This is a genomic window from Oceanipulchritudo coccoides, assembly GCF_010500615.1.
GTDB lineage: Bacteria > Verrucomicrobiota > Verrucomicrobiia > Opitutales > Oceanipulchritudinaceae > Oceanipulchritudo > Oceanipulchritudo coccoides.
This window is the reverse complement of the sequence record NZ_JAAGNX010000002.1, coordinates 1,134,196-1,147,483: the sequence shown is the minus strand read 5'-3', so window position 1 is coordinate 1,147,483 and position 13,288 is coordinate 1,134,196. Positions and strand designations below refer to the sequence as shown.

At 55.8% G+C, this 13,288-nt stretch carries 1 protein-coding gene (cut by a window edge); it reads right to left on the bottom strand.

Annotated elements, in window-relative coordinates; all coding sequences use genetic code 11:
• Nucleotides 1-13,288 carry the 5' portion of a matrixin family metalloprotease gene (locus G0Q06_RS10525; protein ID WP_163965540.1) on the bottom strand. It extends 29,090 nt beyond the left edge of the window, so only the first 13,288 of its 42,378 coding nucleotides appear in the window; the start codon lies at nucleotides 13,286-13,288; its stop codon lies beyond the left edge, outside the window.

The window sequence follows — 13,288 nt, the reverse complement described above, 5'->3', positions numbered from 1 at the left end:
CGTCTGTGCTCGTATCGAAAACTCCACCAACACCGACGAACAGGTTCACATCCGTCAGGTTAATTGTCAGGAGATCGATATCAAGCGGACCATCTGTAGTGCCAAGATCGATACCGGCGGGTGTGGTCTTCGCGATGTCAAAGCTGCCTGCGACGAGCACAAATCCGTCCAGGTTGAGTGTCAGGTCACCGGAAACAGAAAATACCGTGCTGTCGTCCAATCCATTGAGGGGATTGGGTGAAGCAACGAGGCTGTTCCAGTTGATCAAATCGGCATCGAGCGGAGTTGCTTGGCCGTCATTCCCGGAGGCGAAGTTGGCAAAAACTTCCAGGTTATCGACTTGTAGTTCAAATTCATCCGGCAAACCAACGATACTCATGTTATCCGCGGTGGCGGCGATACCTGTCCAGCGGCGTGTATCGGTCTGCGGGTCCTCAGGAGTGAGGTCCCTGACGTTGGCAAGTGCCAGGTACAGGTTGGCATCCGTGACGGAGAACCCGATTGCCCCAGCAGCTTCATCAGCCTCGATCGAATAATTATCCGGATCGGTGGTCGTGTCAAAGACCCCGCCTACCCCGACGAAGAGATTCACGGACTCAAGGTTGATAGTCAGGAGCTCGACATTGGCAGTGCCATTTGGCGGCCCGAGGTCTTCCGATGGGAAGTAGGACTTCTCAATTTCAAATGAGCCAGCAACAAGAACAAAGCCGCCAAGATTGATGGTGACATCGCCCGAAACGAGCAGGTCCTGGTCTGCGCTGAGGGCGTCGAACGGTGCCTCGCTAACAAGGACACTCCAATCAAGGACATCAGCGCCGTTCGCCGTGTTGGAGACGATGCTGAGATTATCGACCTGCAGTTCAAAGTCATCCGGCAGTCCAACGATGCTCATGTTGTCCGCGTTGGCGACAATACCTGTCCATGTGCGGTCATCAAGAGTTGTTGGGGCCGGATCGGTAACGGTGATACTGGCCCGGGCAATTGCCACATTGGCATTGCTCACCGAGAAACCGGTAGCGTTGCTTGTATCGATTGTCCAATTGTCAGGGTCGGTGGTTGTATCGAAAACTCCACCCACTCCAACAAAGAGGTTCACGCTAGTGAGCTCAATGGTCAGAAGGTCAACATCTTCAAGGACTGCATCACCGAGGAGGTTGACCTGCTCCGGTTGTGTGCTGGTCAGGGAGAAGCTGCCGGCAACGAGAACGTAGCCTCCGAGGTCAACCGTGAGTTGGCCGGAAATGGTGAATTCAAGAGTGGAATCAAAGTCGATGGTCAGGTCAGCCGGGGTCGGCAGGTCGGCACCCGGATTCAGGAGGTCGTCGTATGCGGTGTCACCGTCAAAATCAAAGGCCGTATTCCAATCGAGGCGGCTGAAGGTATCCGCAGCGCCGTTGTATTTCAGCTCGCTGATGATGATTGGGCCGACTGTTCCAAAATCAAGAGCACCATCGGCTACCGAGGCATCCACGGAAAGGTCCTTGATAAGAAGAGCGGTGTAGCGGGCAGGATCTGCACTGGTTGCCTTGACCGTGGCGTAGGCAAACTGGCCCGAGACGGTCAGGCTTGCGACACCCTCGACGTCCAGAGTCACATCACTCACGGAAAGTGCGATTGAGTCGAGCTGGGCGTCAGTGAGAATTGATGTCCCGTCTCCGCTCTCATCCACGTCAATGGTCTGGCGAGTCAGGGTGAACTCGGCTGTTCCGCCAAGAGTGACCGGACCAACCGCGAGGAAGATCTCATCAACTCCGGCACCGGTTACGCTGCCGCTGAGCTGGAGTTCAAGGCCAGATTCAAAATCGATCGAAAGGTCAACCGGTGTTGGCAGGTCTGCACCAGGATTGAGGATGTCCGGGTTCGAATCGCCAGTAAACTCGAAGGCCTTTGTCCAGTCGAGGCGATCAGCCACTGTCGAGGCATTGTAATTCAGGCTGTCGATGGAAAGGTTTCCAGTGAGGCCAAAATCTCCGGAAGTGAAATTTGTCGTGACGGATACATTGCCCATCTTGAAGGCCGTGTAAACGGTTGTCATGTCGGCCAGCGTCAACTTTGCCAGGGCGAGCTCGCCGGAAACTTGCAATGAGGCGACATTCGTGACGATGAGCTCGACGTCGGAAACGACGAGGGCCAGGGAGTCAAGTTGTGCGCCGGTTTCATTCGCCGTACCGTCACCATTTGTATCCACCGAGACCGTCTGGCGTGTCATGGTGAATTCAGCACGACCGTCGAGACTGACCGGACCGGCAACAAGGAATATCTGTTCAGGATCGGGATCCGCATTCAGGCTACCGCTTACCCGTAGCTGCAGGTTTGAATCAAAATCAATTGCCAGATCCTGTGGGGTTGGCAGGTCCTGCCCGGGATCCAGAATGTCGTTAACCGTATCGCCGTCGAAGTCGAATGCCTTCGTCCAATTAAGGCGGTTGCCGCTCTCTGCCTGGTTGTAATCCAGACCGGTGATCTTCAATGAACCGGAGAGCCCGAAGTCGGAGGCTGAAGCAGTGGAAGCTGTCACCGTCACATCACCCATCTTGAAGGCCGTGTAGTCCGCCGTAGTCGAACCATCCAAAGTGACGCGTGCCAAGGCAAGGTCACCGGAGACCGTAAGCGTGGCCAGGCCGGTTACTTCCAATTCAACATCCGTCACAGAAAGGGCGACCGAATCGAGCTGTGCGTTCGTTTGGTCCATCGTGCCGTCACCCGTCGTGTCCACTTTAACGGTCTGGCGGGTCAGGGCAAATTCTGCAGTACCGCCAAGAGTCACCGGACCAGCTGTGAGAAAGATCTCATCGACGCCAGCGCCGGTCACGCTACCGCTTACGCGAAGCTGAAGGCTGGATTCGAAATCGATAGCCAGATCAACAGGAGTCGGCAGGTCTGCTCCGGGATCCAAAATATCCGGGTTGGCATCACCATCAAAATCAAAGGCACTGTTCCAATCAAGGCGCTCGCCGGCAACCAATCCGCCATTGTAGTCGAGACCAGCAATGGTCAGCGTGCCTTCCAGGCCAAAGGTGCTGGCGGAAGCATTTGAGTTGCTAACCGTGACATTGCCCATCTTGAAGGCGGTATACTTGGCATCGAGTTGACCACTAAGAGTCACTCGTGCAAGGGCCAGTTCGCCTGAAACGGTAAGGGTTGCGATTCCGCTGACATCAAGGACCGCATCTGTGACAGACAGGGCGATGGAATCTAGTTGGGCAAAATTTGCATCCGCGTTGCCATCACCTGTTGTGTCGACATCGGCAGTCTGGCGCGTCATGGCAAACTCAGCTGTCCCGGCAACAGTCACCGGACCGGCTGTCAGGAGAATATTGTTGTTTAAGGGATCACCGGTCACGCTGCCGCTCACGAGCAACTGCAGGCTGGAGTTAAAATCAATTGTCAGGTCAACCGGAGTTGGCAGGTCCGCACCCGGATCAAGGAGATCCGGCGAATCGTCATTATCCAGATCAAAAGCACTCGTCCACTCGAGGCGGTTGCCAGTCAAGGCGCTGTTGTAGTTGAGGCCATTGATCGTCAGGGTGCCGCTCAAACCAAAATCATCTGCCGCGGCGGAAGAAGCGTTAACGGTCACATCGCCCATTTTCAGGGCGGTGTACTCGGCTGCGGTCTGCCCGTCCAAGGTTACCCGGGCGAGGGCCAATTGACCGGAGACGCTCAAGGTGGTAAGGCTGCCAACGGTCAGGGTAACCGGGGAAAGATCAAGAATCGAAAGGGCAATGAGATCCAACTGGGCGTTGGTTGCATCAACAGATCCATCGTCATCGGTATCAACATCAACGGTCTGGCGGGTCAGTGCAAATTCCGCTGTACCGGCGAGGGTAATGGTTCCGGCAGTGAGCAATGGTGAACCCGAGATGCTGCCGCTGAGGCGCAGTTCCAGGCTGGATTCAAAATCGATGGCGAGCTCGGCCGGGGTTGGAAGATCAGCGCCGGGGTTAAGGAGATCGGGAATTGTGTCTCCATCCAAATCAAAGGCGTTGCTCCAGTCGAGGCGATCCCCGCTGGCTGTGCTGTTGTAATCGAGACCGTTGATAGTGAGCGTTCCCTCAAGGCCGAAGTCACTTGCGGAAGCAATTGAGGAACTCACGACAACGTCACCCATCTTCACCGCGGTGTATTGAGCAGTTGTCTGGCTGTTCAGGGTCACGCGCGCAATGGCAAGCTGACCGGAGACAACGAGGGTTGCCACGCCGCTCACATCAAGAGTTGCAAGGGATCCTTCAGAAATTGAAATCGCGATTGTATCGAGCTGGGCATTACTTTCGTTGGCCGTGCCGTCACCGGTGGAATCAAAGTCAACCGTCTGGCGCGTCAGGGCGAATTCAACAGTCCCGGCGAGTGTAACAGGACCGGCGGTTAACAGGATGTCATTATTGCCGGCATCGCCAGTCACAGATCCGCTCAAGCGAACTTGCAGTCCGTCTGTAAAATCAATGGCGAGATCAACCGGTGTTGCGAGGTCTTGTCCGGGATCCAGCTGGTCGGCGGTATTATCACCGTCCAAGTCGATGGCACTTGTCCAATCAAGGCGCGCATCAGCGACCGATCCACCATTATAATCAAGGCGGTCGATGTTCATCGTTCCGGCCAATCCAAAGGAGGATGTGGAAGCCGTTTCAGTGGTGACCGAGACATTGCCCATCTTGAAGGCGGTGTAAACGGTGGTCGTGTTGGCAAGGGTCACCTTGGCAAGAGCCAGTTCACCGGAGACGGTCAGGGTCGCAAGGCTACCGGCAACCAATTCGGCATCAGTCAAGGAGAGGGCAATGACATCAAGCTGCGCATCGGTCTCATTGAAAGTACCATCAGCGGTGGTATCGACGGAAACCGTCTGGCGGGTCAGGGTAAAGTCAGCGCGTCCGGCGAGGGTCACTGGGCCGGCGGTGAGGAAGATCACCGTTGGGTCCGTGGTCTTGTTCAAGCTGCCACTCAAGCGGAGTTGCAGGGATGAATTAAAGTCAAGAGAAAGGTCCTTCGGGGTGGGCAGATTCGCACCGGGATTCAAGGCGAGCTCGTCCGCGATGTCGTCGCCGTCAAAGTCAAAGGCATTTGCCCAGTCAAGGCGTTCGTCGGCAACAGAACCACCGTTGTAATCGAGGCTGTCAATGGTCAGGACGCCGGTCAGGCCGAAGTTGGCGGATGGGGCGGTGTCGATACTCACCGATACATCACCCATCTTGAGGGCGGTGTAGACGGTAGTTGTGTCGGAGAGGGTCGCTTTGCCAATGGCAAGGTCGCCGGAAATATCAAGAGTCGCAACAGTTCCCACTACGAGTTTTCCGCCGGTAATGGAAAGTGCGATGGAGTCGAGCTGGGCATCGGCCTCATTGGCTGCACCATCACCAGTCGTATCCACACTGATGGTCTGGCGGGTCAGGGCAAATTCAGCTGTTCCGGCAAGTGTGACCGGGCCGGCTGTAATGAGAATGTCATTATTCGATGCATCCCCTGCGATGCTGCCGCTGAGGCGCAATTCCAGGCCTGCTTCAAAGTCGATGGCCAGGTCAATTGGCGTGGGCAGGTCAAGGCCGGGGTTCAGCACATCGGCTTCGTTGTCACCGTCAAAGTCAAATGCGCTGTTCCAGTCCAGGCGCTGGTCAGCTACGGAACCGCCGTTGTAATCAAGGCTGTTAATGGTAAGAGTTCCACTCAGGCCGAAGTCGCTGGCTGTGGCGCCATCCGCATTGCTCAGCGTGACGTTCCCCATCTTGAAGGCAGTGTAAACGACAGTGGAAGGCGTGGCCAGAGTGAGCTTGGCTAGGGCGAGCTCACCGGAGAGGGTCACAGTGGCAAGGCTGCCGGCAACGAGTTCGGCATTGGTCACTGAAAGAGCAATTGAGTCGAGTTGGGCACCCAAGGCATCAGGCGTTCCGTCACCAGTCGTATCCACATCAACGGTCTGACGGGTCAGGGCAAACTCCGCGGAACCGGCAAGCGTTACCGGACCGGCTGTAATGAGAATATCATTATTGTTTTCATCCCCTGTGATGCTACCGCTGAGGCGAAGCTGCAGGGTGGAATCAAAGTCAATTGCCAGATCGGTTGGTGTTGGCAGGTCTTGTCCGGGATTGAGGACATCGGCTTCGTTGTCGCCATCAAAGTCAAAGGCGCCGGCCCAGTTCAGGCGATCACCTGTGGCAGCGCTGTTGTAATCCAAGCCGGCGATGGTCAAGGTGCCGGCCAAGCCAAAGTCGGCAGCCGCGCCCGTGGAGGCACTGACTGTGACATCGCCCATCTTCAAGGCGGTGTATGCCGCTGAGGTTTGGCCATCGAGGGTGAGTTTAGCGAGAGCGAGCTCACCGGAAACGGTCAGATTGGCAACTCCGCTGACATCCAGCTCAGCATCCGTCACTGAAAGGGCAATTGAGTCCAGCTGCGCACCGGTGACATCAGCATTGCCGTCACCGGTTGTGTCCACATCCACCGTCTGGCGGGTCAAACTAAACTCAGCAGAACCGGCGAGGGTCACAGGTCCGGCGGTTAGAAGCAGGTCGTTATTTTCGGTGTCACCGGCAATACTTCCACTGAGGCGAAGTTGCAGGCTTGAATCAAAGTCAATCGACAGGTCCTGGGCAGTTGGCAGGTCAGCACCGGGATCGAGAACATCAGGTTCAGCATCGCCATCAAAGTCGAATGCGTTGGCCCAGTTTAGACGGGGTTCGTTCAGGGCTGAATTGTAATCAAGTCCGGCAATCGTCAAAGTACCGCTGAGGCCAAAGTCGCCAGAAGAGGCAGTCGAAGACTCCACAACCACATCGCCCATCTTCAAAGCCGTATAGCGCGGTGTTCCGGCACCCGGAGCAGAGACACGAGCAAAGGCGAGGCTTCCGGAAACGGATAATTCAGCCACGCCCGTGACGATAAGGGTTACCGGCGATTCGGAAGGAATGAAGATGGCCACGGAGTCGAGCTGGTAGCCGAGCAAATCAGCTGTTCCATCACCGTCTGTATCCACATCGACAAACTGACGCGTCAGGGTAAATTCAGCACTTCCATCAAGGCTGACCGGGCCGGCCGTCAGGAAGATGCCGGAGTCTTCAGGCGCATCATTAAGGCTGCCGCTCACGCGTAGCTGCAAGGTCGAATCAAAGTCAATCGCCAGGTCCTTTGCAGTGGGAAGATCCTGTCCGGGATCGAGAACATCTGCTTCGTCATCGCCGTCAAAGTCGAATGCGCTGGCCCAGTTCAGGCGGTCACCACTAGTCGAGGCATTGTAATCAAGACCCGTGAGCGAAAGAGTACCATTCAAACCGAAGTCATCGGAAGAGGCGGTGGAACCGGTGATTGTCACGTTGCCCATCCGAAGGCCTGTGTAGACGGTGGATGAACCGCCGCCCAGGGACAACTTGGCAAGAGCCAGCTCGCCGGATACGGTCAGGTCGAACAAGCCGGAGATCGACAAGTTCACACCGGTCATCGAAAGGGCCATTGAGTCGAGTTGTGCACCCAGCGCATCGACTGTTCCATCACCGGTTGTATCGGCATCGACAGTCTGGCGCGTCAGCGTGAAGTCGGCAGAACCGGAAAGGGTCACCGGACCGGCTGTCAGGAGGGGTCCCGTTGAACCATCATTCAGGCTACCGCTCAGGCGGAGTTGCAGGGTCGAATCAAAATCAATGGCCAGTTCCTTGGCGGTAGGCAGGTCTTGTCCGGGATCGAGGACATCTGCTTCGTCGTCTCCATCCAGGTCAAACGCACTTGTCCAATCAAGCAATTCGGAGCCGCTGGAGGTATTGTAATCAAGGCCGTCAATCGAGAGAGTGCCATCCAAACCAAAGTCAGCCGCGCTTGCGGAGGTGCCACCGAGAGTGACATTGCCCATCTTGAAGGCAGTATAGACTGTTGAGCTTGTTTCCACTTTGGCCAGGGCCAGCTCGCCGGAAGCGGTCAGGTTAAACAGGCCGCTGATATCAATTGCGACGCTTGTCAGGGAAAGCGCCATCGAGTCGAGTTGTGCGCCCAAGGCATCAACTGTTCCGTCACCGTCTGTATCGACATCGACACTACGGCGGGTCAGCGCAAAGTCAGCTTGACCTGAGAGGGTCACCGGACCTGCGGTAAGCAAGAGACCCGAGCCCGAATCGTTCAGGCCGCCGCTCAGGCGAAGTTGGAGACTGGACTCAAAATCGATGGAAAGGTCGGTTGCCGTCGGAAGATCAGCGCCGGGGTTCAGGACTTCCGGTGTACCATCTTCGTCAAGGTCAAACGCTGTTGTCCAGTCAAGGCGATCCGCGACTGTGGTCGCATTGTAATCAAGACTGTCGATCGAGACGGTGGCATCAAAGCCGAAATCGCTGCTCATGCCCACGGTGCTGACAACCACGTCGCCCATGCGGAGGGCGGAGTACCGGGCGGTGGTCTCACCATCAGCGGTAATTGTCGCAAGGGCGAAGGAACCGGAAACATCAAGCTCTGCTATGGAGCTGACATCTAAATTAACGGATGAACTGGACGGCACAAAAAAGGCAAGCGTATCGAGACGCGCCCCGAGCAGATCCGGTGTACCGCTGCCGTCTGTATCGACATTTACAATACCCCGCGTAAGGGCCAGCTCGGCTGTGCCGGACAAGGTCACGGGACCTGCCGAAATAATCGGTGTTCCCGAAACGCTTCCGCTGACCCGCAGTTCAAGGGATGAATCAAAGTCGATGGGGAGATCACCCGGTGTCGGGAGGAGGGTTGCCGCATTAAGAAGGTCCGGCGTGCCGTCCTCATCAAAGTCAAAGGCGCTTGTCCAGTCGAGGCGCTCATCACCACTGGAGGCATTGTAATCCAACCCGCTGATGGTCAAGGTACCGTCCAGGCCGAAATCGGTTGAGCTGGTCTGGATACCAACTGTTACAGCGCCCATCTTCAGGGCAGTGTAGAGGGAAATGCTCTCACCTGCAGCCTTGACGGATGCGAGAGTGAGCTCGCCGGAAAGTTCAAGATCAGCCACGCCGGCCACGTCCACGCTGCCGCTTGTCAGGGAAAGGGCCACTTCATCAAGCTGCGCACCGATCAGATCCGCTTCGCCGTCACCGGTTGTATCGATATCCACAGTACGGCGAACAAAGGCGACTTCGGCGGCGCCGCTGACGGTTACCGGACCGGCTGTAACGAGTGCGCCATTTGTGCCGTTGCCGCTGACACTTCCGGTAATCTGAAGATCACCTTCCGCACCAGTCTCGAAAGTGAGGGAACCGCTGGAGGTGAAGAAATCCCCAACGCTGAAATTGGTGACCGTCAGGCCGAGGGAAATATCCGGGGTATCGCCGCTGAACACATCGCTTGAGGCGAGTGCCAGAGTACCGGCTCCTGCCAGGTCAAACCCGGGGTTTGCAACGGCGACAGTTGCTGGCAGGGTGAAATCAAGAGCTGCGTCAGTGACTTGGAAGCTGATCAGGTCCTGCAACCCGGCAAAACTGTCTGGCGAGAGGAATTGAAATGCGCTGAGTGTGTCCGGGGTGCCGTCTGTATCGGCAAAGCTGACAGAAAGACCTGCGTCGAAACTGGCTGTACCATTCTCAATGGCTAGACCGCCAACGCCATCCAAACCAAGCGCAACATCAATATCCGAGGAACTGAACGAAGCGCCCACATCGAGGGTTACGAGTTCAATTTCAATTCCGTCGGCTCCATCGCCCTCCCCTGTTGAATCAAGCAAGGCTCCGAGATCGAGGTTGATATTGAAAGCCAGGGCAAAATCCAGATCAGCAAGCAGATCGATTGAACCACTCAGCGGACCGCCAGAGTCGCCTAAGTTGGCTGTCGTGGAGTAGGTGCTCGACTCGGTAATATTAAATTGAAGCTGAAGCTGACCGGCTGTGGAAACGTTATCGACAATCGAGAATTCAGAACTGAGAAGGCCGAGTGTTGATTCAATCCCTGCCTCAAGAGTGGCAAGATCAGCGTATCCTGTGAAGCTACCTACTGAATCGGTCAACTGGGTAAAGAGGGCATCAAAGCCCAGACCGTCGGTGGCATCATTGAGCAGTTGATTCAGGTTCTTGTTAACAATGGGAAGGTTCTTCTTGAGCAGCTCGTTATTGGAAACGAAGTCCTGGAGAGATTGGATCTGGGCGAGTGCTCCGTCATAGGCTCGTTGGGCAATTTCCACTGGATCGATCAAACCGAGATCATACAGGCGTTTCCCTTGGTCGGCGGAACTTGTGAGCAGGAGGTTCGTGGATATAACGGCAACGGATTGATCAGTCACCCCGAGGAGCTCAACAATCTTCCGCTGGGAATCCGCATTGTGGGTGATGTCAAGGTGCGCTAGATCTGCACCTGCAATGGCGGATACTTCAACAAGGCGCGTTTCGGCAAAGCCTTCACTGGAGGACAAGGTGGAAACAGTTCCGTCACCGCCCGTGGGATAAGGTTCCAGATTGTACCAGACGTCAGTTTCACCCGGGAGGCTTCCGATGAAGAGCTCCGTGATGGGGAGGATTTCATTAGCGCTACCGAGGGAAAACTGGATGCCGGTGTTCTGGATCGCGAGATCCTCTGTGGTAACAGCGTCGCTGTAGACAACGTAAGTCTGGCGATCGTACATGCGCAGAAGCTCGTCGTAGCTGACAATCCCGTCAGCCGGACCACCGAGGCCGTCACCGTCATCGGCAATGGCCAGTTCCGCCGGAAGAACATCGTCATCAACATCGAGGGTGCCATTCGGATCAGAAGTGTCATAGAGTGCGAGCAGCTCTGCATAAGTGACAATACCGTTGCCACTATCCGCATCGGCCAATTCAGCCGGCAGGCTATCTTCGACGACTTGTAAAACCCCACGTGCCACAAACGCATCGAGGTCGTAGGCGTTCAGGTCAGAAAGAAGAATATTGAAAGGCGTATCGGAATCCGTGAGGGCACGCAGTGTCCGCTCATCGTTCTCCACATCGTCCAGGAACGGATAAATCGCGAGCAGGTCCTGAAGGGTCGAAACATAATTGAGGATAAATTCCTCCTCGTCGGCAGCAGCGAAAGGTGAGCCATCCGGATTATAGATAGGCGTGTTGCCATTGTCCCAGAGAAGCCACGCGTCATTCAGAGTCTTGCCAAGGAAGCGGCTGGCTGACTTCAGGCTGAAATCATTCTTCAGCATCAGGAAGGGGGCCCCGGTTCCTTGATTCGGCACGCCGGTTTGAATCAGCATGTTGACCGGAAGCAATCCCGATACCCCGTAAGCGGCGCTTTGGATATAGCTGCGGGCAATCAGGCCGCCGGTACTGTGTGTCACGAGGTCGACCGAATCAGGAGCGGCACCGGTCAGGGTGGTCCAGGCGGTGACCGCTTCATTCATCCAGTAAGCAAGGTAATCCAACCCGGTTTCATAGGTGCCATCCAAGGCAAGGGATCCGGAAGTGACCGTTTCAAGAAATCCATCCGGGGTGCTGTCAGGCTGGGCAACCGGTACGCGCCAGTCCCAAAGCACGGCAAAAAGTGTTCCGATCGCTCCGGTGTTGGTCCCGTTGACATATCCAATGTTGGAAAATGTCTGGACCATATCCGAGTAGCCTTCGGTGATGGGCTCGAGGATCAGGCGGTCGGGGGCAAGCCCTCGATTCCGCAGCCACTCTTCGATAATGGTGCCACCGGCAATTCCGGCATCCTCTGAAAGGGATGTATCGGCAAAGCTTCCGCCAAATCCGGGAATGAAGAGCAATGGCCGGTCAATCAGAGTCTCGACTTCAGAAAGGATGAGTGCCCCACTCGTTCCACCTTGGTTCACTACGGTATCTGCTTCACCGGGCCCGGCGTTGAAAATGACGTCCGCAGCACTTCCGTTTTCAATGATCAGGGTGTCGTTTCCGGATTCACCGTTCAGTTCGATCTGCGAAGCATATGCAGCATCCAGTCGGAACTCATCCGAATCAGATCCGCCGGTGATCACATCAACGTTGCTGAAGGTGATCACAATATCGGGAGATCCCGGAATGGTCAGGCTGCCCGAATTGCTTCCATCGAGTGTCCAGACCACGGACACGTCCGGTCCGACAATTTCCAGCGAGCCGTTCGCGTTGCCGCGGATTTCAATCACATCAGAAATCGGTGACGCGCCATCATCCAGAGCTGAACCGGAAACTGAAATAGCACCCAGATCGTCAACTGTAACAATTACAGTTGTCGCATCGTCAGCTACAGGGGTCAGGTCAAGTACGACGTTTGGAGAAGTCCCGGTCACCTGGTTCCCGCTGACGGGAGTTGTCAAATTGCTGTCAAGGGCATCCTGAGGAGAATCCCCCAGTGTGATTCTTTCACCTGTCGAAAGCGTATCGGTCATGACAGCCAATGGGGAATCGTGGTCGAACCCAAGGACATGTCCGGTCTCATGAAGAACCACTGTCAGGAGGTCGACTTGGTTGAGACGATCTGTCGCATCTCCAAACTCGGAATTGCCATCCGGTGTCAGATCGACGAACCAGCCATGCCCGGCTGCATCGTCATCCAGGACAATCGAATTTCCCTCAGCTTCCCCAAGGACACCGTCGCCCAGATCTTCAATCCGGAATGTCAGGGAATTGAGCAGGTCAAGTTGCTCGACCGAAAGGGGTGTGGCTGACCAGAGGCGGAGGGCTTCCTGAAAAACTACATCGAGCTGCTCGAGGGTCAATTTCGGGATGAAGGCGGAGGAGAGAGGGTCGTTTGAGGCCTCAACAAGGAGCTGATTTGAGGCCTCCAAAGTGGACACCAAAAAGCCGGAACCGCCTGTTGTATCGGATCCGGAATTTGTAAATTCGGCTGAAGCCCACTGTTCAAGCGGGGCAGCACCTGATGGCGGGCCGTTGGCCGCATTCAAGGTGGTGACAAGTTCTTCAGAAAGAGTGTTTGCTTGGCCGCTCACGCTGGTGGCCTCCAGGGAGGTCACGGCAGTGCCATCCAAGGCATGTTCAACCGACTCAAGGGCGGTCATTTCATCACTTGAAAGGACTTCTCCAGAGCCAGAATCAGTTGCCGCGGCAGGGGAATCAGAGGCCGGATCCGCATCTGTTTCCGTGCTGTCCGCTCCTGAATCCAAGACTGAAATGGCTTCGTCTTCGATCTCGAAGAGGTCATTTCCGGAGTCCTCAAGAGCTGACAATTCAGCGTAATCCTGGACCACTATGGCATCGATTGTATCCTCTGGATTATCCAGCATGTCCGCCGCTGCGGCACCCATTAAGCCGTCCCCGGAAAGCAAAAGCCGTGGCTCTAGACTCTCTAGTTCGAAGTTCTTCTGGACTTTATGACGGCTGTTCAAGGAATTACTAAGGGCAGCCGGCAAGGCATTGAGCGGTGCCGGTGCACGAATTCTTCCCAC